This window comes from Bradyrhizobium sp. USDA 3650 (genome assembly GCF_054057395.1).
Window position 1 is genome coordinate 6,074,425 of record NZ_JBSRZG010000001.1, and the last position, 26,818, is coordinate 6,101,242.

Annotated in this window: 23 protein-coding genes and 2 pseudogenes; 14 read left to right on the forward strand and 11 right to left on the reverse strand. The window is 61.4% G+C overall.

What is annotated here, in order from left to right:
- The first annotated feature begins 97 nt into the window (after positions 1–97).
- The gene (locus ACVIN2_RS28540) at positions 98–1,561 is read left to right on the forward strand and encodes an arylsulfatase (protein WP_456768121.1); all 1,464 of its coding nucleotides are present in this window, start codon (positions 98–100) and stop codon (positions 1,559–1,561) included.
- A 699-nt stretch (positions 1,562–2,260) separates the two neighbouring features.
- A complete protein-coding gene (locus ACVIN2_RS28545; RefSeq protein ID WP_456768122.1) occupies positions 2,261–5,623 on the forward strand; it encodes an AAA family ATPase in 3,363 nt (1,120 codons plus the stop codon).
- A 220-nt stretch (positions 5,624–5,843) separates the two neighbouring features.
- On the opposite strand, the pseudogene ACVIN2_RS28550 reads toward ACVIN2_RS28545, so the two are convergent.
- The 9 genes and pseudogenes from ACVIN2_RS28550 to ACVIN2_RS28590 all read right to left on the reverse strand — a co-directional run.
- Positions 5,844–5,980: pseudogene (locus ACVIN2_RS28550) on the reverse strand (formylglycine-generating enzyme family protein); the annotation flags it as partial.
- A 1,071-nt stretch (positions 5,981–7,051) separates the two neighbouring features.
- Entirely contained in the window at positions 7,052–7,324 is a 273-nt protein-coding gene (locus ACVIN2_RS28555) for a hypothetical protein (protein WP_456768123.1), read from the reverse strand.
- 612 nt (positions 7,325–7,936) lie between these two features.
- Positions 7,937–9,211 carry a DUF2130 domain-containing protein gene (locus ACVIN2_RS28560; protein ID WP_456768124.1) on the reverse strand — a complete coding sequence of 425 codons (1,275 nt, stop codon included), beginning with the start codon at positions 9,209–9,211 and terminating at the stop codon, positions 7,937–7,939.
- Positions 9,212–9,362: 151 nt separating this feature from the next.
- The gene (locus ACVIN2_RS28565; protein WP_456768125.1) at positions 9,363–10,925 is read right to left on the reverse strand and encodes an AAA family ATPase; all 1,563 of its coding nucleotides are present in this window, start codon (positions 10,923–10,925) and stop codon (positions 9,363–9,365) included.
- Positions 10,922–11,740: a metallophosphoesterase gene (locus ACVIN2_RS28570; RefSeq protein ID WP_456768126.1), complete on the reverse strand. Its 819-nt coding sequence runs from the start codon at positions 11,738–11,740 to the stop codon at positions 10,922–10,924. The genes ACVIN2_RS28565 and ACVIN2_RS28570 overlap by 4 nt, the downstream gene beginning before the upstream one ends.
- Positions 11,737–12,288 carry a hypothetical protein gene (locus ACVIN2_RS28575; RefSeq protein WP_456768127.1) on the reverse strand — a complete coding sequence of 184 codons (552 nt, stop codon included), beginning with the start codon at positions 12,286–12,288 and terminating at the stop codon, positions 11,737–11,739. Before ACVIN2_RS28575 ends, ACVIN2_RS28570 begins: the two co-directional genes overlap by 4 nt.
- Complete coding sequence (locus ACVIN2_RS28580; protein ID WP_456768128.1) at positions 12,275–12,748, reverse strand: hypothetical protein; 474 nt, start codon at positions 12,746–12,748, stop codon at positions 12,275–12,277. Before ACVIN2_RS28580 ends, ACVIN2_RS28575 begins: the two co-directional genes overlap by 14 nt.
- Before the next feature lie 139 nt (positions 12,749–12,887).
- Positions 12,888–13,469 (reverse strand): hypothetical protein, encoded by a 582-nt coding sequence (locus ACVIN2_RS28585; RefSeq protein ID WP_456768129.1) that lies wholly within the window; start codon positions 13,467–13,469, stop codon positions 12,888–12,890.
- Complete coding sequence (locus ACVIN2_RS28590; protein WP_456768130.1) at positions 13,469–13,918, reverse strand: HNH endonuclease; 450 nt, start codon at positions 13,916–13,918, stop codon at positions 13,469–13,471. Before ACVIN2_RS28590 ends, ACVIN2_RS28585 begins: the two co-directional genes overlap by 1 nt.
- Positions 13,919–14,082: 164 nt before the next feature.
- On the opposite strand from ACVIN2_RS28590, the gene ACVIN2_RS28595 reads away from it, so the two are divergent.
- Positions 14,083–14,361 (forward strand): helix-turn-helix transcriptional regulator, encoded by a 279-nt coding sequence (locus ACVIN2_RS28595; RefSeq protein ID WP_456768131.1) that lies wholly within the window; start codon positions 14,083–14,085, stop codon positions 14,359–14,361.
- A gap of 441 nt (positions 14,362–14,802) precedes the next feature.
- Here the strand turns inward: ACVIN2_RS28595 and ACVIN2_RS28600 are convergent.
- A pseudogene (locus ACVIN2_RS28600) lies at positions 14,803–15,234 on the reverse strand (YihY/virulence factor BrkB family protein); the annotation flags it as partial.
- A gap of 158 nt (positions 15,235–15,392) precedes the next feature.
- Here ACVIN2_RS28600 and ACVIN2_RS28605 point away from each other — a divergent pair.
- On the forward strand, positions 15,393–15,746 hold the full coding sequence (locus ACVIN2_RS28605; RefSeq protein WP_456768132.1) for a BA14K family protein: 354 nt from the start codon (positions 15,393–15,395) through the stop codon (positions 15,744–15,746).
- Between the two features lie 124 nt (positions 15,747–15,870).
- The gene (locus ACVIN2_RS28610) at positions 15,871–16,002 is read left to right on the forward strand and encodes a hypothetical protein (protein WP_456768133.1); all 132 of its coding nucleotides are present in this window, start codon (positions 15,871–15,873) and stop codon (positions 16,000–16,002) included.
- A gap of 140 nt (positions 16,003–16,142) precedes the next feature.
- Here the strand turns inward: ACVIN2_RS28610 and ACVIN2_RS28615 are convergent, their stop codons facing one another.
- Entirely contained in the window at positions 16,143–16,388 is a 246-nt protein-coding gene (locus ACVIN2_RS28615) for a DUF3551 domain-containing protein (RefSeq protein ID WP_456768134.1), read from the reverse strand.
- Between the two features lie 444 nt (positions 16,389–16,832).
- Between ACVIN2_RS28615 and ACVIN2_RS28620 the strand changes: the two genes are divergently transcribed.
- The 9 genes from ACVIN2_RS28620 to ACVIN2_RS28660 all read left to right on the forward strand — a co-directional run bounded on the left by ACVIN2_RS28620 (position 16,833) and on the right by ACVIN2_RS28660 (position 26,654).
- On the forward strand, positions 16,833–17,024 hold the full coding sequence (locus ACVIN2_RS28620) for a DUF3311 domain-containing protein (RefSeq protein ID WP_456768135.1): 192 nt from the start codon (positions 16,833–16,835) through the stop codon (positions 17,022–17,024).
- 2 nt (positions 17,025–17,026) lie between these two features.
- Entirely contained in the window at positions 17,027–18,493 is a 1,467-nt protein-coding gene (locus ACVIN2_RS28625; RefSeq protein ID WP_456768136.1) for a sodium:solute symporter family protein, read from the forward strand.
- Between the two features lie 157 nt (positions 18,494–18,650).
- Positions 18,651–18,911: a hypothetical protein gene (locus ACVIN2_RS28630; protein WP_456768137.1), complete on the forward strand. Its 261-nt coding sequence runs from the start codon at positions 18,651–18,653 to the stop codon at positions 18,909–18,911.
- A gap of 286 nt (positions 18,912–19,197) precedes the next feature.
- Positions 19,198–20,379: an efflux RND transporter periplasmic adaptor subunit gene (locus tag ACVIN2_RS28635; protein WP_456768138.1), complete on the forward strand. Its 1,182-nt coding sequence runs from the start codon at positions 19,198–19,200 to the stop codon at positions 20,377–20,379.
- Between the two features lies 1 nt (position 20,380).
- Positions 20,381–23,524, forward strand: coding sequence for an efflux RND transporter permease subunit (locus tag ACVIN2_RS28640; RefSeq protein ID WP_456768139.1), 3,144 nt, complete (start codon positions 20,381–20,383; stop codon positions 23,522–23,524).
- A 199-nt stretch (positions 23,525–23,723) separates the two neighbouring features.
- Positions 23,724–23,870 (forward strand): hypothetical protein, encoded by a 147-nt coding sequence (locus tag ACVIN2_RS28645; protein WP_456768140.1) that lies wholly within the window; start codon positions 23,724–23,726, stop codon positions 23,868–23,870.
- 848 nt (positions 23,871–24,718) lie between these two features.
- Positions 24,719–24,991, forward strand: coding sequence for a hypothetical protein (locus ACVIN2_RS28650; RefSeq protein ID WP_027567585.1), 273 nt, complete (start codon positions 24,719–24,721; stop codon positions 24,989–24,991).
- A complete protein-coding gene (locus tag ACVIN2_RS28655) occupies positions 24,988–25,269 on the forward strand; it encodes a hypothetical protein (protein ID WP_456768141.1) in 282 nt (93 codons plus the stop codon). Before ACVIN2_RS28650 ends, ACVIN2_RS28655 begins: the two co-directional genes overlap by 4 nt.
- 131 nt (positions 25,270–25,400) lie before the next feature.
- A complete protein-coding gene (locus ACVIN2_RS28660; protein WP_456768142.1) occupies positions 25,401–26,654 on the forward strand; it encodes a cation:proton antiporter in 1,254 nt (417 codons plus the stop codon).
- Positions 26,655–26,818 lie beyond the last annotated feature (164 nt).

Consider the following 26,818-nt stretch of genomic DNA (forward strand, 5'->3'; position numbering starts at 1 on the left):
TCAGACTGGCCAAGCCCGCCTGCCCAACCCGGCCAAATCTGAGCGGGTGATTCAGTCGGTCAGGTAACCCGGTTCAAGAACAGAGCGTAGGATGAGTATGATCGAAGGCATCAAATTCGGTTCGTTGGCGTCGCTTGTCGCGGTGACAATTGCCTTTTCGCCAGTGTTGGCGCAAAAGCCAAGGAAGCCCAATGTTGTCGTCATGCTCATGGACAATCTGGGGTATGGGGAATTGGGTGTTTACGGCGGTGGCCTGCTTCGCGGCGCGGCCACGCCGCGTATCGACACGCTTGCCGGTGAAGGGACCCGCCTGCTCAACTTTAACGTCGAGGCGCAATGCACCCCGTCCCGCTCCGCGCTCATGACCGGCCGCTTCGCGATCCGCTCCGGCACCTACGAGGTCCCCATCGGCGGCGTCCCCGATGGATTGACCCAGTGGGAAGTCACGATCGCCCAGTTGTTGTCGGGACAGGGCTACGCCACGGGCATGTGGGGCAAGTGGCATCTCGGCAGCGCGCAAGCCAGGTTACCGACCAATAGAGGATTTGACGAGTGGTATGGCATCCCGCGCACTTACGACGAGGCGATGTGGCCATCGCTCGACGAGACCCGGAGCATGTGGCCATCGGTCGGCGACAAGCAGGGCTGGAGCGCCAAGTTGGTCGAGCCCGAGCCGATTTACGAAGCGCGCAGCGGTGAGACACCCCGGGTTGTCGCGACTCTCAATGTCGACAATCGACGGACCATGGAAGCCGAGATCACCAGGCGCGCCGTCGATTTCATCAAACGTAACGCAAGCGCCGGCAAGCCGTTCTTTGCCTACGTTCCATTTTCGCTGGTGCACATGCCGACGCTGCCGAATCTCGAGTTCGCCGGCAAGACCGGCAACGGCGATTGGGCGGACTGCCTCGCCGAAATGGACTACCGAACCGGTCAGGTCCTGGATGCCATCAAGCAGGCCGGCGTTGAAGACGATACGCTCGTCATTTTCACGAGCGACAATGGCCCGGAAGCCACCAACCCCTGGGAAGGTGATAACGGGCCCTGGCGCGGGACCTACTTCACCGCGATGGAGGGCTCGCTGCGCGCCCCCTTCATCATCCGGTGGCCGGGCAAGGTGCCCGCAGGCCGTGTGAGCAACGAGATCGTTCACATCGTCGACCTCTTCACGACGATCGCCCGCGTCGGCGGCGCAGACGTTCCGAAGGACCGTCCGATTGATGGCGTGGATCAGCTCGACTTTTTCTTCGGCAAGCAGGAGGCCTCCAACCGCGAGGGCTTTCCCGCCTACGTCGCCGACCGGCTCTCGGCCGTGAAATGGCGTAACTGGAAAGTGCACTTGGTCTGGCAGGAGAATATGTATGCGCCGCCACAGAAATTGCCTTTGCCCAAGGTCATCAATCTGCTTACCGACCGAAAAGAGGAGCGGGATGTGGCTGCTTACAACTCGTGGGTCGCTGACCCGGCGATGAAAATCATCGGCGGCCTGGAGGAGAGCTTCAAGATGTACCCTCCGATCAAACTCGGCACCCCCGACCCCTACACGCCGCCATCGCGGTGACGTCCTCGAGAACAAGATCATCCCAATACGCATGCCGAGAAAGTCGCCAGGCCTGCCGAGGAATAACGGGGAATTCATCGCGGATTGGATGGCGCTGGAGGCGAGCGGATTTTGATGCCCCAGCGCTGACGCCCTTTACGCGGCTGCCACACTACGCGATGCGGCGGGCCGCATAATGCGACGGTCCTAAAGGAAGTTGGCCATGAGATACACCAGGCAGTCGTTGGCGATCATCTGTCTACTCCTAGGAGTTTCCCTGTCCTTGGGTGCCGGAAAACTGAATGCGCGCGGTGCCGATTCCGCTTTGACAGCCGCGCGGACGGGTAAACAGCAATGCATAAATGCTTGTCGCGCACGTTACCGCGACTGTCGTCATCTGAACCAGTTGCCCTCCTTCGAGTGTCGGAGGGTCTACCAAGACTGCAGCCGATATGCTTGCACGGGTTTGGGGCCGGGATGACCCAGGGGCTTCTTGTCGGGGGGCACACGTGAGTGGCCGGCTCGACCGGTCATGACTCTGAATATGACGCCGATATCCGCCCCCTCCGTTTAGGGCTCCATAAGCCTGGAAGGCGGGAGCGTCCCGACCACACGATGCATCGCACAAGTGATCATCGGACATGGAGGCGGCCGACCAAGCTGTCGCGACGCAATCCCAAGGAGTAAGGTGCGAGCGGTAGCCCGCCTCGGAGGCGTCGTATGGATCTTGCGATTTGGTTGCGGAGCCTTGGCCTCGAACGCTTCGAAGCTTCGTTGCGCGAAAACGATATCGACGAAACCGTTCTGCGAGACCTGACGGACGATCACCTGCGTGAAATGGGCCTTACGCTGGGGGCGCGCGTCAAGCTCATGAAAGCCATCGCGGCGCTTCCCAAGGAATTTTCAGCCGACGTTTCAGCCGTCATCTCCGCCGCCACTCTGGCTACTAACTCGGCGGAGCGACGTCACGTGACGGTGATGTTCAGCGATCTGGTGGGCTCAACCGTGCTGTCTACGCGAATGGATCCGGAGGATTTGCGCAAGCTCATCTCGGCCTACCAAAAGTGCGTAACCGATACAGTCCAGCGATTCGGTGGTTTCGTCGCGAAGTACATGGGCGATGGTGTGCTGGTCTATTTCGGCTATCCGGAGGCTCATGAGGATGACGCCGAGAGGGCGGTGAGGTCGGCGCTGGAGCTCGTGGCGGAAGTCGCTAGACTTACGACCGATACGGCCTTGCAGACCAGGGTCGGCATCGCCACCGGGCTGGTTGTGGTCGGCGATCTCGTCGGATCGGGAGAGGCGCAGGAGCGGGGAATCGTTGGCGAGACACCTAACCTCGCCGCGCGATTGCAGGGTCTTGCGCAACCGAACATGGTGGTGATCGCGGAAGCCACGAGAAGACTGGTCGGCAATTTATTCGAGTTGAAGGACCTTGGCTTTCAGGAGTTGAAGGGAATTGCGGGCTCCGTGCAAGTCTGGGCCGCGCTGCGGCCTGCCGCGGTGGAAGGACACTTTGAGGCATTTCACGGCTCCGAGCTGTCGACCATCGTCGGGAGAGACGAGGAAAAGGAGCTACTGCTGCGGCGCTGGGTGAGAGCGAAGGAGGGCGAAGGACAAGTTGTCCTGCTCTCCGGAGAGGCAGGGATCGGCAAATCCCGGTTGACCACGGCGTTCCTGGAGCAGATCGGGGCAGAACCGCATGCGCGGCTTCGTTGCTTTTGCTCACCCCGTCACACGGACAGCTCGCTGTATCCCGTCATAGGGCAGTTGGAACGTGCGGCCGAATTCAAACACGACGACGCCGCAAAATCGAAGTTGGACAAGCTCGATGATCTGTTGGCGCGGAGCCCGACTTCGCCCGGTGACCGCGCAGTGCTCGCCGGCCTCCTGTCGCTTCCAAACGACGGGCGTTACCCGTCGCTGTCCTATGATCCGCAGGAGCGTCGGAAAAAGACTCTGGAGGCGCTTGTAGGACAAGTCCAGGCGCTCTCGCGCTCCGAGCCAGTGCTGATGGTCTTTGAAGATGCGCACTGGATCGATCCCACAAGCCTGGAGCTGGTAGGTCGTATCCTCGAGCGGATCGTGGCGCTGCCAGTGCTGCTGGTCGTCACGTGTCGGCCGGAGTTCCAGCCGCCCTGGCTTGGCCTTCCACATGTGACGGCCTTGACCATCAATCGCCTGAATCGCCGCGACGTCGACGCCATCATAGACGGCATCGTCGGCAATCGTCCGCTGCCGGCCGGCGTTCGCCAGGATATGGTCGAGCGGGCCGACGGCATTCCGCTCTTCGTCGAGGAATTGACGAAAGCAGTGCTGGAAACCGGTAGCGAGGAAGAAGCCCGAAAGACGGCGGCCCTCATTCCATCGCCGCGACTTCAAATTCCGGCAACCTTACACGCCTCCCTTATGGCGCGCCTTGACCGACTGGGCCCGGCAAAGGACTTGGCTCAGATAGGCGCGGCTCTCGGCCGCGAATTTTCGCACGCATTGATCGAGGCGGTTGGCGGCAAATCGCCAATGGAACTGGAAAGCGGATTGCATCGCTTGATCGCAGCCGGACTGCTGTCCAGGCAGGGCGTCGCACCGCATGCGAACTACCTGTTCAAGCACGCGCTGGTGCAGGACGCCGCCTACAGTACGCTGCTGCATGAGGATGGTCGGAAATTGCACGCCAGGATCGCCGACGTGCTCGAAACGCGGTTTGCCGATGTAGTCGAGCGTCAACCAGAGATTTTGGCGCGCCACTGCAACGATGCTGGGCAGATCGAGAAAGCCGCGCGATATTGGGGAACGGCGGGTCAACGTTCGCTGGAGCGCTCGGCGGTAGCCGAGGCTTCTGAGCAGTTTGCGCGAGCGTTAGGTCAGATCGCCAGTTTGCCATCCACTCCCATGCTCAGGCGCGAACGGATCAAGCTTCAGGTGGCTCATTCGAACGCTCTGATGCACGTCAAGGGCTATGCAGCGCCTGAGACGAGAGCATCCCTCCATCAGGCACGCTCACTGATTGAGGAAGTGGAAGCTCTCAGAGAGCCCTTGGACGATCCGCTTTTGTTGCTCTCCGTTCTCTATGGTCTTTGGGTCGCGAGTTACAATACGTTTGATGGCGATGCGGTGCGGGAGCGTGCTGCGGAGTGTTTGGCAGCCGCGGAGAAGCAGCCGAACACCGTCTCGCTCATGGTAGGGCGTCGCCTCATGGGCATTTCACTGGCCCATTCTGGAGAGCTCGCTGCAGGGCGGGCAAACCTCGAAGAGGCCAGACGGCTTTACAATCCTGCTGAGCACAGACCTTTAGCGACCCGGTTTGGTCAAGACATCGGTATTGGCATCCTATTTCAGCGAGCGTTGCCGCTATGGATGCTAGGCTATCCCGAGGCAGCGCTTGCCGACTGCGATCGAGCGATGAAAGACGCGCGCGATATCGGCCTCGTGACGACCTTGATGCCGGCGCTGCTGTACACGTCGATGATCCACATCTTCTGCGGAAATGACGAGATAGCAAACAGCCAAACGAATGAACTTGTGCTGTTGGCGGACGGAAAAGACAGCGCGCTTTGGAAAGCCTTCGGCGTCTTGCTGCAGGGTGTCGCATTTGCGCGGAACGGCAGGGCATTGGACGCTGGGCGAACGATCACGTCCGGGATTGGCGCCTTGCGCGCCACAGGATCGACGCTGTGGATGCCGTACTGGTCATCGTGGTTGGCGAAATCCTGCATCGTCTCGGGTCACGCTGAAGAGGCCCGGCGCTGGATCGACGAGGCCATGACAGCGATCAAAACGTCAAAGGAAAAGCTGTTCGAGCCGGAGGTCAATCGTCTGGCCGGCGAAATCGCATTGCTCTCGGCCAAGTCTGACACCATGGAAGCAGAAGCACATTTTGGTCGGGCGCTCGCGATTGCGCGCGAGCAAGGAGCGAAATCCTGGGAACTGCGGGCAGCGAATAGTCTGGCGCGTCTTTGGAAAGATCGAGGCGAGTACGACAAGGCCCGTGGACTTCTAGCTCCAATCTATGGCTGGTTCGCCGAGGGTTTTCTATCGCGCGATTTGCAAGACGCAAAAGATTTTCTTAACGAACTTGCTTAGTAGACCATCAACGGCGTTTGCTGTTTACCCTTCGACATCAACGAAGCGTCCCGTGCGGCGGGCTGCTCGAGCTAATCATTGTTGTGGCGGCCAGGGGCACCGTGCTCCTTGGAGTGCGTCTTTGTCTCTTGTCTTCATTGTCGCCCGGCACTTTCGGCTCTTTCATCATATCGAGGACTGATGATTATCCCGGATTTGGTGTCCTCTTCACGCAGCGGATTCAGACATGACTGCTCGAGGTACCAACTGCCTCGGCGTGGCGCGCGGCCGGGCGCGGTAGCGGCGGGACTAGTTCGGCGCACGGAGATGTGAGCCGCCCTCGAGCACCTTCCTGATGTTCGGCTGGCAAGGGTCGGCAGCTCGCGCTTTCCGGTCAGCCGCGCGTGCGTTCGGATGTGCCGTCCGGCGCGAAGGTCCGGCGGAAGTGGCCATCTGGTGCTTTCGGGTCGACATAGGCCAGCTGACGGGATGATCAGTCATGCTTCACAGGAACATACCAGAACTCGAAAGTTGAGTTCCCGTGAAGCCTGGAATGCGACAGATCGATCCGGGACGCGGAAGATTGATGAGCGACGTCCGCAGCGCACTGGACGCCATTCCCTTCGCGGAGAGACCGCCGAACCGGCGCCGTTCAGTCGGACCCTGCGTTAGGGCGGGCGACGGCGGCAACACCGTATCAACTCTAAATCACGCTTCTGAGCTATTCGGCCAATAGGGCGTTGACCGAGAGGGACATCTGCGCGAGTCTGCAGCGCTGATCGCTGCAGTAGTCCTCTGTGTAGCCGTCACTGTAGTCCGTAACCCGCCGGCTCGCGTTGTTTTATCGAGGTAATCGGCGGATGGGCGTAAATTGGTCCGAGAGTCCCTCCCTCTCCGCCAGTTTCCAAATCCTATCCGCCACTTTCTTCGCGCAGAAAACCTTGAAAAATCGCGTGTCCGGCCTGCGTGAGTGTGCAAGTGCCGAAGCGTGTATCCCCCGAGGTAGTCCATCAAGTAGTCCACTACCGCGCCGCCCCGGCGCCGGCCCGCAGCAGCCGCCGGCGAGGCGCGCCTACCTACGTTGTTCGCCGGCTTTCCACGTATTTCTTCCAGATCCGACCGCCACGCGATCTTGCGGGTGACGGCATCCCGTGCGCTCCTATCCGGTGAGGCTCGGCGTGCTGCCCAAGAGGGAGGCGCACCGCCGAGCCGCGTGGCTGGGGATCCTGGCTCAGGCCGGGTTCGGCGAATGGAGGCGGCACTTGGAAGGTCACGCGTACAGCGAGTTCCGCCGAGCGAGGTCGGCTTACCGAAGGGCGACAGCCCAGCGGGGTCGTCCAGCATGTCATCGACTGAAATGACAGAAACGCAAGAGAAGTCCCACGCTTCGATGAATGCCTTTAGGGCAGGCGTTACCGCGATGACCGCTTTCTTTGTGATAGTTTTCGCTCAGTAATCGGTCCACTTGTCGATTAGTACTTCTTTGAGCTGGCTAGGCTTCGAAATGTATTCGCGTAACGGTCGAACGACGCCCTTTGGCGCGACGAAAAAGTATTTCGTAGGGGCGGTGAATTTGCCTTGGTGCGCGAAGTATAGAATTTTTCCGAGTTCGCCAAGTCCGGCCCCGAGGGGAACCGCTTTGCCGTATTGCTTACACTGATAATTATGCCAGTCGCCCTCATGCTTCTCTTTGGTTAAATACCCAACGACATCACGCCCCATGTCACCGGGGCCGGAGAACCGCTCGACACAAAGTAGCCTTTCTTGAGAAGAGCCCACTCGCGTGCGAACTTTTCAAGCTCGTCGCTGGGCATCACAAGGATGTGTCGTTCGGGATGGATTAGGGTCATGCGCTAACGGGCGGGCTCACCGTGGTGATTCGCCGAAGTATAGGCACGCAACGAGGCGTTGTGCCAGGATCCCCGGGCAACGTCTTTCCTGAGATTCACCTTGCAATTTCGGCTTTGTTGCTGCGTTCCTTGCCATAGTCTTGCTGCGATGCAGCAGTTCAAGTGCTTTGCTTAGCTACGCGCAGTTGATCGGACCACATCTCTGCGAGTAGATCGCGACAACTGGCATTGCCGCAGAATTCGCGGCTCGACATCGCGTTTCGAACTATAGTTGCCCTTGATGCGGCGCCTCGTGTCCTTCCCAGCGGCGCGCCCATGCCCTTGTAATGCAGTATCTGCCTTGGACGCGCGCTGGAGAGCGCTATCGCAGATTCTTCGGCATAACCTGGCCGCAAGGGGGCAGGTGCTGACCGACAAGGTTTGGTTGCAAAGCTTAGCAGTGAAGAAAATTCTTTAACAATCGATCGGCGAATTCTACCTCCGGCTACTCAGCAGCCTCCCACTTCGCCTCAATCATCAGCACGTCCAGGCTCTCGATCTCCTGCATGGCGCGACCGGCAATGCCCTGGATATCGCCGTACAGGCCCGCTGTCGATTCCAGCACGCCTCTGAGCTGCTCCTCGCGCTTAGCCCACATACGCGACATGGTGGCGCGCTCGCGATCGAGGTCCTTCTGCATGTCGCTGAACTTTTCGACGATGGCCTCGATGCGGTGACGAAAGCGCGGACCCGTCAGGTAGCTGTACACGATCTCGGTCTTGGTCTGCTGACCGCTCTGGGCCTGGCGGCTTGTGGCGACGTCGATCAGCAGCTGCCGGAGTGCGACAGCCAACGGAATTGCAAAGCGGGGCTCTGCCACCCAGACATTCTCGACCAGGTCGAAGCCCTCGACGCCTTTGGGAAGAACGGTCGAGACGATCAGCGCCAGCTCCGCCTTCGCGGCGCGTTGGTCATCCCGCAATTTGCCTAGCCAAGCGGGGTTCCAGGCCTTCGTCCGCTTCGATTCCCACAGAATGGTGCCGCAGCGCTGGCCCCCGGCGGAGACTACGCCGTGCACCACGTCGCCGCCGAACTCGCCCTTCGGCACCGGCTCGATCAGGTCGCTCTGGAAGCGATTCCGGAGGTGGCATTCGAGCTCTACTTCGAGCGCCTCACCCTGCAACTGCTGCGATCCCTGATCGGCCTTGCGACGGAGGTCTTCGATTTGCCGCTGCATGCCTGCGAGTTGGGCCTCCTTTTCGGCGACCTTTGATTTGAGGGCGTCTTCCGCTTCGAGCCGCGCCTTATCGCGCACTGCAGCCAGATTCTCCTGCACCTTTTTCTCGATCGTGAGTTCGACCTCGCGCTTAGCGACGTCGAGCTCTCGCTGTTTCCGGAGCATCTCAGCCTGGGTCCGCTGAGCTTCGATCAGTTTGGCATCGTTTGCGGCAAGCAGCTGTTGCAGGTCGGCAAGCTGCCGGTCCCGTAGACCAAGATCATCAGCGAGGGCCAAGCGGGCCCTCTTGGCTTCCGCCTCCGCGATGGCGTCGCGTTCCAGGGTCATCTTGGCCGCTATCTGCTCGTCGACGGTTTCACGGAGCTTGGCGAGATCGTCTTCAGACTGACGCAGCTGTGCTTCGCGGCGGCTGAACGCGGCCTCCTTGGCCGCGAGCTGCGCCTCGAACTGCTTGCGCGCCGCGACGATCAACGGTGCCGCAAGGAACTCCGTCAGCTTGATCTCAGTTCCGCACTTGGTGCAGGTGATCTGGGGGTCGCTCACGCGATTGGTCCTTTGATGGTGGCCTATGAGTGTATCGTTGTTTCCAGCATCATCCGCGATCTCGGCCGGCGTTATCACCGGCAATCGCCGCGGCCGCGGCAGCGGCGATGCTCGGAACGATGGGGGCTTCTCGTGGGGCTCTCGGCTCATATCAATTCCTCGTGGCACTGAGATCGCGTTCGCGCAGGATGATCTCGACAATGCGGCGCAACCGCCGCATAGAGCCGCCCTGCCACAGCTTGGCAACGGCGACGTGTTCGTTCTCGTCGAGCGGCCGAATCCAGCGTTGATCGAGCCCGCGCTCTTTGATGAGATCCACCATCACAGCGGGCAACAAGGAATCGATATCGGCGGCGCCTGGCTTCGGGAACGTCACCACCAAGAACCGATCTCGGATCGGGCTCGGCAACGGGTCAAGGTTGTTGGCCGTCGCAACGAAAGAAAGTCGCGACAAATCCACATTGACCTGCAGCGCGGGATCGGGATAACGCGCGTTCGTTTCCGGCTCCGTGAAGCCCAACAGGCAGTCCCACAGCCGCCCTGCATTTGAGGTGGAGGGCGCTTTTTCAAGCTCGTCGAGCAGCACCATCGGATTCGCGGTTCTGCTTCGAGCCACGGCGAGAAGCGGGTGGCAGGGCTCGGCGGAGTGCCAGCGTCGGTCAGTACCTCCGAATGCCGCATCTCCCCGCGAGCAATCGGTGTGCCACACCTCGAGGTTGAGAGCCCCGGCCAGGCTGCGAGCGAAGCGCGATTTACCTCCGCCGGGCTCTCCAACCAGGATGATTGGACGTAGCTGCACGATACGCCGGCCAATAAGATCAGACAGGACCAAGTCGACGACGCGTTCTGCGTAGGGAAACTCGTGCAGCAGTTTGCTGCGCACCTCTTGCAGCGGCGGCACCATGACGAGCGGCAGCGGCACGTTGACGACGTTCTTCAGGGAAGCGAGAATTTCCTTCAGCCGGATGTTCTTCATCTCGTCGGCGCTCAGACAAGCGACGATCAGATGATCAGAGGGTATGTTCTCTTCCTGAGTTGGAGGCCGACCCGAGATCTCGGCTCTTTCCTGCTCGGCCTCTTCCATCGAGCGCAACTTTTCCTTCTGCGCCTGAATGGCTTCTCGCCAGGCAGCAGCAATGCGATGTTCCACCATGCGCGAGCCGAGCATGAGCGCATTTTCCGCGGCGGAGGCGTGCCCTACGGATATGTGAGCGCACGCGGGCAGTGCCGCCCAGCCAAAAGCGAACCGCTCCATTTCGCAACACAGTTGTTCGTCACGGTCGCGAATGATCTCGAAGGACAGCAGCAGCGCCTTTGCGACCCGAAAATAATGCTGGAAGTGAAGACCCCCTCTCGTCGCGGGTAAGGAAAGCAACCGCACACAATCTGACAAGCTGCGCAGGTTCGGATCGTTATATTCCGCCGCGCGACGATCAAGCTCGGTGGCAAGCGCAAGCCCAGTCTCAACATCCAGCGCAACCGCCCAAGCGGTGTTCAGGGCGAGATCCGGGCAGAGCTCGTCGATCTCGGCAATCAGGCGTTGTTCGACGTGCCCAGCGTGGTCTCCGAGTAGCCTCGCGTAACGCAGAATACGGGGCATGTTTTTCAGGTGATTCTCAGAATCGGCTGAATCGGCTGCCGCCCCGGTCAACACGTCATCGCGTGCGACCGCCGGCAGCTCGAAATCGTCGCCATCATCGCCGGCGTTGCTCATTCGATTTCCACCACCATGGCGCCGTTAAAGGCATCGTTCTCGGATCCGTAGCCGTGCGGATTGCATATGATCCGCGCCCCGCCGACGCTGGCGCCGCCGCCGCCGCCGCCGCCGCCGACGCGATAGTCCGACGAATTGTGGACGTGGCCATGGACCCACAGCGTCGGCTGAAAGCGCTCGATCAGCGCGCTCTGGTCGGAGACGAAGGCAGCGGTGAGGGGATCGCTCTGAAATTTCGGGTGCACAGAATTCCAGTGCACTGCGTGATGAGTGACGACCACGGTGCTGCCGTCGAATGGTGTCGCCAAAATACCAGTGAGGTACGCCTTAGATTCGCGGTGTACCAAGGCTGCTTCCTGGGGCCTGAACCGGCGCCACGGCTGCTTCCGCCAGGTGATCAGGCGGTGATCATTCATGCCGGTCGCGCAGGTGTTCATCACCCCGAACTGATTGGCTTTGCCGAAAGCGAGATAATCGGTCCAGAACGTGGCACCGACCACACGGATCGCTCGTTCGCCGTCCCGGCTGGCGACGATCACGGTCGCGTTCTCCAGCAGATAGATGTTGAAGGAGGCCGCCTGGGAACGGGCGGACGCGATTTCTTCGGGAATGCAGTGGCGGTAGTATTCGTGGTTGCCGAGCACCATCGCGATCGGGATGTGCATTGGCACGACGCGACGGAGGTACTCGAAGGCGCGGATCGCGCTCTCGCAGGTATCGCCGGCGACGATCACGAGGTCGACGCCAGGCAATATCGTGATGGGCTTGACCGGATGCACGTCGCCATGGAGGTCGGAGAAGATCTGGATCTTCATTCATCTTGCTCCCGCTCACGATCCTGGAAAGCGGTCAGCAGCACGGCCGCCGCATTGCTGAACTCGCGGGGATTTTCCGAGCACAGCCAGCCGTAGGCGAGCCATGCGGTTGCGATCTCCTTGGCATAGGGATGGCCGAGGTCGGTCAAGCCCGTGACCTGAGCCAGAACCAAGGATGCGGCCGCGTTGCGCTCCAGGGCGCACCGCAGGAGCGCAGTCATCGCGATGTCGGTCCTCAGCGAAAATTCGCTCATCGGCATGAGCGTGAACGTGACCTCGATGGCGGCGGCCGCGTCGCCCTTTAGCGCGGCCATAAGGTCGAGTTCGGCATGCAGCACGTTGATCTGCTCGAGCGTTGCGCCCAGGTGAAGGCGTTCGGGTTCGCCGAACGCCTGTGACGGGAGCCTCCGCCACCATGCCAGCGGTGAACTGTCCTCCGCCTTGAATGGCCAGGAACGTGCACTTGCCGGGTCGTAAGCTGCCGACCGAATCTTCGTTGCGGAACCGAGCACCGCGAAGGTCATGGACTCTTTCTCATTGTTCAGCATGAACGTTTGGTGCTCGCTCTATTAGTTGCGCGTGGGGCCATTCGGGGGGCGGCGCAAAGACAACAGCAAGCTGGCGACCTGCCAGGACGTTGCGAGCTTCGTACGGAGGCGCCTCAAGCGGCATCTCGCGAAGCTTATGAGACAACGCGAGCGCCGCCCCCGGATCTTCGAAGGCGGACGACAGCAACACCGTCATCGGGAAATCGACCCGGATGCCGATCGAGCTGGGCGCGTTGCAGTGCATGACCATGTCGATAGCGGCATCTGCATCGCCCGAGATGGCGCGCTGCAACTGCGGGATCGTCGTGGTCGTCGCCTGCACGAACGAGATCACCTCGGACTTGGTCGCGTCGTCGAACGCCTCCGCCGAAATCGTCCGCCAGTACTTCAGGACACGAGGCCACGGCTCTCTCGGGGCCTCCTCATGCCGTTCAGGGTCACCATCGTCGATGTGGTTCAAAGCGCGCTCCATCGTTCACGCATGGCCAAGCCAGCGCGTCGGGTCCGTGTTGTCGTCATCATTGCTCGTGGGTCGTTCTTCGGAAGATCCACGGCGGGCCGTGCCATGCCTCGCCGGGCCACGCACCGGCACGGAGAACCTATTCGAGCGAGACTTCCTCCACCTGGAAGCGGCCGAACTCGGGGGTATAGTCGCCGAGGCCGTACAAGCCGGCCATGCGGTAGAACTCGACGATGTTCTCGCGGTTAAGCAAAGACGGCAGATAGGTGCCGTGCACGACCGCGCTCCAGCCGTCGAACATCGGGCGGGTCCTGACGGTGAGCGAACCGCGGCTGCGGATTCGGACGGTGGCACGGTGCCGGAAGCGCTCGTCGGCCCAGAGTTCGGCGGCGGTCTTGGGGCCCTCGAACTGCAGCAAAGCGGCGCCGTCGGCGCGGAATGCAGCCTTGGTGGTCTCCCCCATGTTCGACTTCTTGGCGCCGTCCACGCAGACGCTCTTGATCATGTTCTGCGGCAGGCACGGTGCTCCCTGATGCAGATATAGCGACCCGTGGAACTCCAGTTCGGCAATTCGCCAGTGATCAGCCTCGGTCTTCAGGCGCTTCGAGGTCACGGCCTCTAACGCCTTAGCGTAGGAGTCGAGGGGGTCACCGAGACGGGAATTGCGCATGAGCATCGGGCCGACTCCGACCAGGCGCAGAGAAATTTGTTTGATGCTCATCAGAGGATCTCCACGGCGGGGCGGTAGTCGAACAGCGGGGCGGGCGGCGTGACCGACACGCTCTCGGCCGGCATCACGGGCGAGTTCGCGTACTTGCGGGCGCGCAGAATGCAGGTCACGGCCAAGTGGCAACGGTGACAAAGCGTGGTGAGGTCCTCAGCGCGCTCGCAGCCGAAATTGCGGTACGTGCGATGATGCACCTCGAGCCGCGCCTCCTGCCCGGAGGCGAAGCACAGCCGGCACCGGTGGCCGGCAGCGCTGAGCTCGGCCAAGCGGGCAGCACTGGTTTGCCAAGCGGCGCTGCTGATGTAGCGTCCATAATAGTCTGAGTCGTGGCCAGCAGCCTCTGAACGGACCGGAGAGAGTGCATGGGCCGTGGCGGGGACGGGGTGGTTTGGGAAGCCGGTGAGGGCTTCGCGGGGCAGGTTTGCAACGTCGGAAAACATCATATGGCCTCGTCGGCGTTTCACTCGGCACCAAGCCAGTTTGACGTCAGCTACGACGCGCGTGCGCGGCTGGGGACCAAGCCTGCTCACCGTTCGCGGGAATAATGTCGGCGATCTGCAGCCGTGAGTCAACGGTTCGCTGGAAAAATTCCAGCAAAGTCTAGGACATGGTTAACAAAGTCTCACCCACCCAAGATATCTGGCCTTCGCCACGTCTCATCCGAGCCGGGCGAGCGCTGGCCGGTGTCGACCAGGCGACGTTAGCTTTGGAGGCTGGCGTGACGCGGCAGGCGGTGAGCGTGGTCGAGACGGACGAGAGCGTAAAGATGGATCCTCGTCGCCGAAAGGTTCTTGAGGCAATGCAACGAGTGCTGGAAGACAACTACGGCATTGAATTTTTCGCAGCATCCGAAAATTCTGGCGAAGGCGTGCGTTTCCGCAAGTAGCGCGAGTCGAATCTCGCTCGGGTAAGACCAAGCCTCCGAACAGCTTTACGAGTGCGCGAAGAAGGCTTGGCTCGCCGGGGACATGAACGGAAGCTGCGTGCCGCACGACCGTACGCTCAAAGCGCTGGTGGACTGCCTAGAGGAGATGGCGATCGAATTCTTGATCGAAGAAGCCGATGTCTCAGTCGGCATCGGCATACGCGTCCACCACGCACAGCTTCACCGAGCATCTTGTCGACCCGCGAGGAGAGCGCCAAAGATGGAGATCTGGCGGCGGTCGGAAAGCGGAAGTCTTCGAGAGCGGACGGCGGATCGAATTTTACGAGCATGTTCGAAAAATTGAACATGCGTTTATGCAACGTCCCTGCGCCAAGCCAACCCGCAAAGGACGAGTCCTAGCGTTCGCGGCAAATTCCGGGCTGCTGGCGATCGTAGCTGTTTTCATCCTTGTACAGAGCCTACCGTGTCGGCCACCCGCGCTCCTCTTGAGCCGAGCGGCTTCGGGGCGCCAGTGGTGGTATCGCGAGCGGTCTGATGCTCCATCTCCGCATCGATCTCCGCGCCAAGCAGAACGACGATGGCCGAGATCCACAGCCAGGTCATGAAGCCGATGACGGCGCCGAGCGAGCCGTAGGTTTCGTTGAACTTGCCGAAGTTGGATGCGTACCAGGAGAACGCTCCCGAGACTGCGATCCAGAGCAGAGCCGCGATCGCACTGCCCCAGGTGATCCACCGCCAGCGCGCCGTCTGGCGGCTGGGCCCGTAGCGGTAGATCACTGCGAGCGCGAGGGTCAGGATGAGAAACATCGCCGGCCACCGTCCGATCCGGAGCAGCAGGTCGCCTGCGGCGGACAAGCCCACATAACTCAATACGGCCGAGCCGATCGAAGCTGTGTTGAACCAGGGCGAATTTCCGACTCTTACCGATCAAGGCGAGCAGCACGCGCCTGGCGAAAAATCGCCGATCCAAGCTGACTTGAATAATCCCCCAGCGACACCATAGCCCCAGCCACTACACCAGGAGACTGCCAATGACGTTTGTAAGCAAACTTGCAATCGCAGCCCTCTTGATCGGGACTGCCTGCGCTCCGGCGGAGGCGGCGCCGATCGCGCCTTCGTCGATCACGCCGGACGCCAACATTCAGCAGGTCCAATATCGCCATTGGCACGGTGGTTATGGCGGTGGTGGGTGGCGGCACCGTCACTATGGCGGCGGCGCCGCCGTGATCGGCGGATTGGCCGTGGGCGCTCTGATCGGCGGTGCGATCGCTAACAGTCAGGCGCAAGAAAACGCGAGCGCGTACTGCGCACAGCGCTTCCGTTCGTATGACCCGGCGTCGGGTACCTATTTGAGCAGCGACGGCTCGCGGCGACCCTGCCCGTAAGGGAGGGGAGGGTGGTCGGGCCTTAAATCTCCGCTCCGCGAGATCGGGCCGCCGGCATGAATGCGCCGGTGCGGCGGGCGACCGTGATGTCAATCACGGCGGCCAATGCTCGATCGCGCCACTCATGAAATGTGCCATCGTAACTCTGCTCGCGTTAACGAGCCTTCAGGCCGCGCGCGGCGAGTTCAAGGCCGTGTTCTTCTCCGTCATTCTCGCGTTGGGCGCACACTTCGGGCCCAAGATGAAGAAATCCTGAGAGTTCAGGAAAGTATTGAAAGCCAGCCGCACCGCGCCGGTAACTCGCAACGTCAGAAGCGCGGCGCGCTCCGGTCTACCTACGCCGAATGTTAAGTTGGTCGGGCGGAAGGGGCCACTCGCGCCCCTCGATGTTTCAACTCACCGCCAGCCTCGGTGGCGGTCCTGCTGCCCGTATGCGGCGCGCGGATTGATCCCGCAACCGACATTCCGGCCAGATGCCGAAGCCAGGCATTGAGCGCGTGTCGAATAGCTGCAGTCGCCTGGGTAGCCGACGCCTTTGCCCTGAATGCACCAACGGTAATCCTGCGCCTTGGCAGCAGGCGCGGAGAGTAGCAGCACGCCGGCTGCAACGAATGCGGCCGATTGGATCGAAAGCTTAAGCATATGAAGAATCCTTGATGTGCGCCGGTCAACGGAGCGAATCGCGCGCTGTTCCTAAGGGACTTTGTTGAGGTGGCGAGATGTTTCAGAGCAGCACGGCGTACACCGCGACCCGCTATGACGATTGCGAGGCCGACAATAGTGACGCCAAGGACGACTTTGCTCATTGGAGGAAGTCCGGAGTGCAGGACTATGAATGGTGAGCCAGGTGTTCCGTTCCGAACGGCCCTCGGACAAGGGGAGGGACGCTGATCTGGACGGAGGAAATGAAAGACCAGCACCTTCGTAGAGGTCGCCGCGCTCATCTCTTGTATCCAGGGCACCTCGACTGTGGGTCGGGCGGGCGTCGAACCGGCCAGATCTTTCACCCGGTGTTCACGTCCCTTCGGGAAGTCACAGGAACTTTTGCGGAATGCGCCGGTTTTGGCCACAGCAAGAGTTTCCGCCATGCGCCGCATCCGTTGGCTCGCCGTCGCGCCGTTCCTCGCCCTCCTGATTGGTCCGTTCTTTGTCAACCGGGTGCACCCGCTCGTCTTCGGCCTGCCGTTCCTGCTGGTGTGGATCGTGGCCTGGATCCTCCTGACGTCGCTCATCATGGCGGTGATCTACGCGGTTGACCCCGCCAACCAGGAGAGTTAACCGTGAATGGCGCGCTCCCGTTTATAGCAGCTGCGGCACTGCTTGCCCTCGCGCTCGGCTTCCTCGCGCAGCGCGGGAAGGACATGAACCTGGAGCAATGGACGGTGGGTGGCCGTGGCTTTGGGGCCGTGTTTGTCTTCCTGTTGCTTGCGGGAGAAATCTACACCACCTTCACGTTTCTTGGCGGGAGCGGCTTTGCCTACGGCAAGGGCGCGCCGGCCTATTACATTCTTTGCTATGGCACGCTTGCGTATGTGCTGTCCTATTTCATGCTGCCGCCGATCTGGCGCTACGCCAAGGAGCATCGGCTCTACTCGCAGTCCGACTTCTTCGTCCGCAAATATGATAGTCCGGCGCTCGGCATCATCGTGACGCTGGTCGACATCGTCGCGCTGATTCCTTATCTGGTGCTTCAGTTCAAGGGGCTCGGGATCATCGTTGAAATCGCCGGCTATGGCACGATTTCCTCTAACGTCGCGATCTGGACAGGCGCTGCCGTCGTGGCAGGCTATGTCATGGTGTCGGGCGTGCATGGCTCGGCGTGGACCGCCGTGGCCAAGGACATCCTGATTCTTGTCGTCGTGGTTTTTCTCGGCCTCTACCTTCCCTGGCACTATTACGGCGGACTCGGGTCGATGTTTCAGGCGATCGAGCAAGCCAAGCCCGGCTTCACGGTCCTGCCCCCGCATGGTGAAAGCCTGTGGTGGTTCTCGTCCACCGTACTGCTCACGGCGCTCGGCTTCTACATGTGGCCGCACAGCTTCGGCTCGATCTATACCGCCCGAAACGCGACCGTGTTTCGCAAGAACGCGATCGTGCTCCCGCTGTATCAGCTCATCCTGCTGTTCGTCTTCTTCGTCGGCTTCGCGGCGATCCTGCAGGTGCCCGGGCTGACCGGGCCGGAGATAGACCTGGCGCTGTTCAAGCTGTCGGTCAAGACGTTCGATCCGTGGCTGGTCGGCATCATAGGGGCCACCGGCGTGCTCACCGCGCTGGTGCCCGGATCCATGATCCTGATGACCACGGCGACGCTGATCGCCAACAATCTTTACCGCGTGGTCGCCCCTTCCGCCGACGATCGGCAAGTCTCGCGGGTGGCAAAGCTGCTCGTGCCGGTGATCTCGCTCGTCGCAGTGTTCTTCACACTGAGGGGCGGGGAGACCATCGTGGCTCTCCTGCTGATGGGATACAGCCTGGTCACGCAGTTGTTTCCCTCACTGGTGCTCAGCCTTGGGAAACGCAACATCGCAACGCGTGAGGGGGCAGCCGCCGGCATCCTCGCCGGTATCGCCACGGTTGCGTTCGTCAGCCTTACCGGTCTCAATTTCCATAAATTGCCCTGGCTGCCACCGCAGGTGCAGGATCTCAACATCGGTATCGTCGCGCTGGCGGTCAATTTGATCGTGCTGATCGCCGTCAGCTTGGGCATGCGGCTTGCGGCGGCCCCTGCTCAGGCGGCCGCCGAATAAGCGCTGCTAAAACTCCCGCCCCAGAGCCGAGCGCGTTTGGAGCTAACACAGGTTAAGGAGCGCTCCCCGACACTAGGAACGACTTACGATCCGGGACAGTTACTCGCTCGCTTCGTGGACGAGACTGTTGCAGCGTATCCACATGCGGAGAGCAAGGATGAAGAGTACGGCACCTGTTCTGGCGGCACTCGCAATCCTGTTTGCCTTGGCAGCACCGACGCATGCGCGCGCCGCTATTGGACCGGCGATGGGCGGTTATTCGGCCGGCGCAGTTTTTGAAGGCGTCGAACTTCCCAGCTACCGCTGGCTCCGCTACGGAAACGAGTACGTGTCGTGGGGCGAAGGCTATCGTGAGCGGGTTCGTCCGTCCTCTGCGGCACGCATGCGGCCGCATCGCGGGCCCTGGCCGCGGCAGTAAGCTTTTCCTTCCTAGGCAGGTCCGCCCGAATGCCAACAAAAGCGAGAAGAACGTCGATCCCAGTCGTGCTCGCGCTCGCGAATCCTCTGTGCCGCTGGTGCTAGGGGCCGTCGCCACCTCTCTGCTTGGCCACTGCCGGAGGGAGGGCAGGTCGCCAGCCCGTGCGGGGGTTTGTCCCGGGCTGCTCCTGTTTTGCCTCGGATTTGTGTTCGCGTCCCCTGCAGCTGCCCAAACCCCGCCTGCCGCACCCGCTGCGGTGGGCGTGATCGCTGCGGCGCCACGCCCTATGACCCAGTCAGAGGAGTTTCTGGGACGGGTAGAGGCCGTTCGCCATGTCGATGTTGTCGCGCGGGTTTCGGCTTTTCTGACCAAGCGCCTATTTGCGGACGGCAGCGAGGTCAAGAGCGGAGACAAGCTCTACGAGCTCGAGAAGGGCCCGTTCCAGGCCGACCTCGCGGCCAAACAGGCTGCTGTCGCCCAGCTGCAGGCGACATTGGAGAACGCTCGACTGACCACCGAGCGTGCGAGGGCGCTGCTGAGTGGCCCCGCTGGATTGCAGTCCAATTATGATGCGGCGATCGCCAACCAGCGCAGCCTCGAAGCCCAGGTCCAGGCCGCCGAGGCGCAGGTGCAAGCGTCGCAGATCAATCTTGGATACACCGACATCACGTCGCCCATCGACGGCAAGATCGGCCGGACCGCCGTGACCGAGGGCAACGTGGTGAGCCCGTCTTCCGGTGTGCTTACCACGATCGTCAGCCAGGACCCGATGTACGTGACATTTCCGGTTTCGGTCCGGGAGGCTCTGACGCTGCGCGACCGTTATGCGCCGCGCGGCGGCTTCAGTGCGGTGGTCATTCGCCTGCGCCTGCCCAACGGAAGGGGCTACGATCGCACCGGCCATCTGAATTTCGCGAACAACACGGTCACGATCAACACGGACACCATCACCCTCCGGGGCGAGATCGAAAACCCTCCCACCCAGCACGTCGAGGGCAGCGGCACGCCGGTCCGCGAGCTGTTTGACGGCGAGTTCGTGACCGTGCTGCTCGAGGGCGTACAGCCGATCGAAGTCCTTGCGGTGCCGCGCTCGGCTGTGCTGTCGGACCAGCAGGGCAGTTACGTCTTTGTGGTCGGGAAGGACAATACCGCGGAGCAGCGCCGCATCCAGATCGGGCAATCGACGACGACACTGGCCGGCGTGATCAGTGGATTGCAATCGGGAGATCAGGTCATCGTCGAAGGCCTGCAACGGGTCAGAGCTGGAGCCAAGGTTTCGCCAGCACCGGCAAGCTCCCAGCTCCAAGCCCAAATGAAGCAAACTGCAGAGGAGGCCGTCGGCACAGCAGCCATTGGCCGTCCACAGGGATCGGCAGCAGCTTCGGGTGGATTAACGACCACTGGCCAAGGCGCTGGCCAGGGAGGCGGCGGGGCAGCAAGTCCGAATAGCAAGAGCAGCGGGCACTGACATGATCTCGTCGATTTTCATCGACCGACCGCGTCTCGCCATCGTCATCGCATTTGTTATCACCATCGCCGGTGGACTGGCGTTGCTGCGCATCGCCGTCGCTCAATTCCCTGACATCGTGCCGCCCCAGGTGACGGTGTCCGGTACGTTCCCCGGAGCGTCCGCCGCCGTCGTCGAATCCAGTGTGGCGCAGCCGCTCGAGGCGCAGATCGTCGGCGTCGACCAGATGCTCTACATGAAATCCACGAGCGGCAATGACGGCAGCTACAGCCTCACCGTATCCTTTGCGCTCGGCTCCGATCCGAACATCGATACGGTCAACGTCAACAATCGGGTGCAGACCGCGCTGTCGCAGCTTCCCTCGGAAGTGCAGGCCCAGGGGCTCAACGTCCAGAAACGATCGTCGGCGGTACTGCAGTTCCTGGTGCTATATAGCGAAACCGGCGCGCAAGACCCTGTCTTCATCACCAATTACGCCATCATCAATCTGCTCGACGCGATCTCGCGGACGCCGGGTGTCGGGCAAGCCAACCTGTTTGCCCGCATGAACTACTCGATGCGGATCTGGTTCGATACTCAGCGGCTCACCAGCCTGAGCCTGGCGCCGAGCGATGTCGTCAACGCTATCCGGGGGCAGAGCGTGCAGGCTCCTGTGGGGCGGATCGGTGCGCGTCCGATCAGCGATCAGCAGCAGTTTCAGTTCAACGTGCAGACCCAGGGGCGCCTAGCTTCGGCCGAGCAGTTCGGCGAGATTGTCTTGCGTGCCAATCCCGATGGATCGGTGCTGCGCGTGCGCGACGTTGCGCGCGTCGAGATCGGCGCGCAGAACCTGGACAGCGAGGCCCGGATAGACGGCAAGCCCGGCGTTCCCATTGGCATCTATCTGGCCCCAGGCGCGAATGCCGTGACGACGGCCAACGCCGTGCAAGCGACGCTGGACCGGATGTCGCCGCGCTTTCCACCAGGCCTGACCTACCGCGTTGTCCACGACTCCACGATCTTCGTGCGCGACACGATCCGTGAGGTGCTTCGAACACTTGCGGAAGCCTTCGTTCTCGTGGTGATCGTCGTGTTCCTGTTCCTTGGCAATCTGCGCGCGACGATCATCCCCGCCGTCGCCGTTCCCGTCAGCCTTATCGGCGCCTTCGCCGTTTTGCTGGCCATGGGCTACTCCGCCAATACGGTGTCGCTGCTCGCAATGGTGCTCGCCATCGGCATCGTCGTGGACGACGCCATTGTCGTGGTCGAGAACGTTGAGCGCGTCATGGAGGAAAGCCCGGAGCTGTCGCCTGCGGAAGCCGCCAAAGAGGCGATGCACCAGATCACCGCGCCGATCATCGCCATCAGCCTCGTCTTGCTTTCGGTGTTCGTTCCGATCGCCTTCATACCGGGCATCTCCGGCACGCTGTTTCGGCAATTCGCAGTCACCATCAGCGCCGCGATGGTGATTTCCGCGATTAACGCGCTGACGCTCTCGCCGGCACTATGCGCGCTCTTCCTGCGGCATACGGGTCCGAGGCGCGGCATCATGGCACGGGTGCTCGGTGGGATCGATTGGACTCGGGATCGCTATGCAAGTGGTGTTCGCCGCCTGGTGCGGCTCGCCGCCGTTTCTGTCGTGCTGGTAGCTCTTTGCGCCGGCGGCATATTCGGCATGTCTCTGATCACGCCGACCGGCTTCCTGCCCGAGGAAGATCAGGGCGCGTTTTTCGTGATGGTCCAACTGCCCGATGGCGCCTCCGTACCTCGAACCAGTCAGGTCACGGCACAGGTCGAGGAAAAACTGCGCCAGCTGGATGGTGTCGACCACGTGCTCTCGATCATCGGATTCTCGCTGCTCGACGCCGGAGCCGAGCCAAATGCGGCGTTGCTTGTCGTCCGCCTGAAGCCGTTTGAAGACCGAACGAGGGCCGAGCAATCCGCGCAGGCGCTGATCGCGAAGGCCTTTGCCATAGGCAGCCAAATCCGTGAAGCGAACGTCATGGCATTCAACCTGCCGCCGATCATCGGCCTGTCGACAAGCGGCGGTTTCGAGTACCAGCTCGAGGCGCTGGAAGGTCAGGATCCGATAGCCATGAACGCTGCCATGAACGGCCTCATCGCCGCAGCCAACCAGGATCCAAGGCTCACGCACGTCTTCTCCACCTTCTCGGCCAATAATCCGTCGATCTATCTCGATATCGATCGCGCCAAGGCGGAAGTCCTGGGGCTGAACATGAGCGACGTCTTCACCGCCCTCCAGGCCACCCTAGGAGGCTACTACGTCAACAACTTCAACCTGTTCGGACGGACCTGGCAGGTCAACGTCCAGGGCGAAGCCAAAGACCGCGCAGACATCGATGCGCTGTGGCAGATCTATGTTCGGAACGCGCGCAACGAGATGGTCCCGCTGCGGTCGATCGCAACTGCGAAGATCGTGCAGGGACCGCAGGTGATCAGCCGATACAATAACTACCGCTCGATCACGATCAACGGTGCTCCGGCAGGCGGCGTTTCCTCCGGAACAGCCATCGCCGCCATGCAGGAGATTTCCAACAAGACGCTGCCCACGGGTTTTTCCTATGAATGGACCGGAACGGCGTTTCAGGAGCAGCAAGCCTCTGGGCAGACCGGCGTCATATTGGGCCTGGCCGTGCTGTTCGCCTATCTCTTTCTGGTCGCGCTTTACGAGAGCTGGACGATCCCGGTGCCGGTGCTTCTGTCGGTCACCGTCGGCGTGCTCGGCTCTTATGTCGCGATCCGAGCCGCACGGCTCAATCTCGATCTGTATGCCCGAATAGGCCTCGTTGTCTTGATCGCGCTCGCCGCGAAGAACGGCATTCTGATCGTCGAATTCGCCAAGGAGCAGCGCGAGGCCGGTCAGTCGGTCGAGGATGCCGCGGTGCTCGGCGCCCGCATGCGGTTTCGCGCGGTGATGATGACGTCGATTGCCTTTATCCTCGGGCTCGTGCCCCTCGTGATCGCAGCGGGGGCTGCCCAAATGAGCCGACGCGCGGTAGGCACCGCGGTCTTCGGAGGGATGCTGGCGGCAAGCTTGATCGGCATATTCCTGATCCCGATGCTTTACGTAGTCTTCCAGAATCTGCGTGAGCGAGTGAAGGCCCGGTTCGCGCCAGGCGCGAGATCACTGCCGGCCGTCGAGTAGCCAATTCCTTCAACGAGCGCGGGCGCTGGCGATCGCTTGTCGCAGCCGATCGGTCGCGAGCAGATCAGTTGGGCCGGTGTCCTCTGAAAGGCGTGGCTCACCGGCTTCGCTGCCAAACCTCGAGCGGCGATCGTGGTGAGGAACGTTCCCCCATCGCCTGCATTGCGTTCGCAGATTGTAGCTGAAGTGGAGCAATGCGATGAGCTATAGTGGGCGTTTATTGACGTTAACGATTGCATTCCTCCTGATCGGGACCGGCATTTGGGCCAATCTCGGCGATAAACCCTTCCGCGATTCACGCGGCGTATGGTTCACCCAAGCGATGCGCGGCATGGCTTCATATTAGGCCGTCCGCCGGCCCCCGTGAAACGCTGGTAGGGCGGATCGACCGCAAGTCGAATTTTCCGTTACCCCATCACATGTTATTTCGGTCACCGCCGTTTCCTTTAGACAAGACGTATAGACCTGCTTCGGCCGTGCAGGGCGGATGTACCCCTGACGAGCCGCAAGGCCTCGGCTCCGGCCGGGGCCTTTTGCATGTGAGGCGAGGCTCGCGCGGATGGCTCCCCCTCGGTCGAGCGCTTGAAAGCGATTCGAGTGGACGCCGCTCCAAGAAGCGATCAGGCCATGGGCTCGTCGTCGCGAGGTGGCGCATTTGTTCGCCGCCCCTTAGGGCTGAGATCGGTGGGGACGATACGGTTGTTGCGATCGACTGCGACTTGCGCCGGCGCGCCGGAATATCCGGCTCGTGCCGAGACCTCTTTCAGGATCTGGCGGGACTCGCGCGCGGCCTGGCCCCGACCAAGTTCCTGTCGGGACTTTCGCCGACCGGCGGTCAGACGAGCGATGGCCAAGACAAGTACCAGCGCAAGGACTGCAAACGCGATGATTTCCATCGCAGATGAACAATGTGGACGGCGCCGCAGTTCCTAGTGAGCTGGCTTCGGCCCCCCGTTTGAACAGAGAAAAGCCGCCGGCTTCCTCACCCTGACAGCTTCAGAAGTCCGTAGCTGTTGATCGTCTTCTCAGCTGCGGGCGTACCGCCGTTACCTTGTTCGCGCATGCCGGCTCTTCCGACGCAGGCGGCCGTGTCTGCTGTGATCTGAAAGCAGAGACTGCGAAGCGGCAGCGCAGCCGGAAACTGTCTTAGGAACCGCCGCGCATCGTTGCAGTTGCCGGTCGAAGGAGCCGCCCATGCGAAGCCTAAGCCTAGGTCAAGCAATTCTCATCGTCGCGTTGTGCGCCATGCTCGCACTTGTCGTGGTCGGTATCGTGTGGGTCTCGGATGCAACCAATGGCGTCGACGACGTCGCGATGGACGAGAACGGCTGGATCGCACTTGGCCTTGGATCGTTCTTTTCGCTCGCGATTGGCTGCGGACTGATGGCGCTGATGTTCTTTAGCAGCCGGCGTGGCTACGACGAGGCTGCAGATCCATTTCGAAAACGGAGCCGAGATAGAACATGAAGTATATCGCGATGTTTCTAAGCCTCATGTTTGGCAGTTTGCCCGTTGCCCTCGCGCAGAGCAATTCGGGCGGGTCGGCCGCGGGACAAACGACGACCAATTCGTCGAGCGTGCAGGGTACCGCGGGCACGAACGCCAGCGGCACCATCCATGCCAGCCAGGGCAACAGCTACGGCAACAATGCGGCGGGTGGGATCAGTCCAGGCAGGGGTCGGACGGGCCAACCTGCGACGGGCAACGCCACGTCCGGCTCATCAGGGCAGGGCAGCGGCAAGTAGCCCGCCGGCGAAGTCAGACGAGCGGGCGCGGCTCAAGTCGCGTGCTGCGCCCGGATGCTGGCTCTCCAGTTTCGCGGTCGTGACGTGCCAGCCTGGACTATCGAGCATGCGGCCGCGATCAGGGCCGAGGGATGTCGCCACTTTCATTCATAGCATTGCTATTCTGTCTTGCGTCCACCTTCGGTCTTCTCAACCGAAAGGTTCTGCGGCTTCCCGGTACGATTGGGCTGACGGTGGTTGCGCTCATGGCATCGCTTGTCGTGATCGCGTTCGGCGCTCTCTTTCCCGCTTTGAACCTGCGACTGGCACTCCAGGACATTCTAGGGATCCGGGAGTTGCCGGATACGCTGTTGAACGGCGTCCTCTGCTTCCTGCTTTTTGCCGGTACATTGCAGGTCGATGTTTCTGCGTTGTGGTCCCGCAAGATCACGGTTTTTCTTCTGGCGACGGCCGGCGTAGTAATCGCGACCGCGCTGTTTGGGCTGGGGATCTATTTCGCCTTCAGCCTCACCGGCGTGAAGATGCCGCTCTCCTGGTCCCTCGTGCTCGGTGCAATTCTGGCGCCAACAGATCCCGTGGCTGTCGGCACGATCCTGTCGCGAGTTGGATTGTCCAAAAAGTTGCAGGCGGTGATGGCGGGAGAGAGCCTGTTCAACGATGGCGTGGCGGTGGTGCTTTTTCAGACCGCGCTGTCCTATGCGGTAGGGGCGCATCCCACGTTTGGCTCCATCAGTTTTGATCTTTTGCGAGAGATTGGTGGCGGCGTCATCATTGGCGCAGGAAGTGGCTGGATTGGTTATATGGCCATGAAGCGCATCGACGACTATCCCCTGGAGATCACCATGTCATTGGCTGTTGCGAGTGGGTCTTATGCGCTCGCGAACGGTCTCGGCGCCTCCGGCCCGATCGCGGTGGTGCTTGCGGGCCTTTTGATCGGCAGTCGCGGACGCCGCAAGGCAATGAGCGAAAGGACGCGCCGCAATCTTGCGCTGTTCTGGTCAGTGGTCGACGAGATTCTGAACTCGCTGCTGTTCTTGCTGATCGGCTTCGAGATGCTCGGGCTGGCGCGTCTCGAAAGCTCGACCTTGTTCGTCATGGCACTTGCGATCCCGCTCGGTCTGCTCGTCAGAGCGGCAAGCATCATCGGCACCGCCTTGTGGCTTCATACCAGGAATCCGAACCGTTGGCCCGCAATCGTCGTCCTGACCTGGGGCGGGCTGCGCGGAGCGGTTTCGGTCGCCTTGGCGCTGAGTACCGGCTCCAGCGAATGGAAGAGCGAACTTCTGGCGATCTGCTACGCGGTGGTAGTGTTCTCGATCGTTGTTCAAGGGTTGACGTTGGAGCGGGTCGTGCGGTTGACCCGCTTGAAGGACGAGGTTGAGTGAAGCTCTCTTGAGTCACGGCAAAAAAGTAAGGGAGGCCGATGCTGGAGCATCTTGCACGTAGGCGCAAACGACGCCCACTGCAAAAAAGTTCTCGCATTTTAACTCAATTGAATCACTGAAATCCCGGATTCCGGTATCGCTTCGGGTGCCGGAAGAGGAGTTCC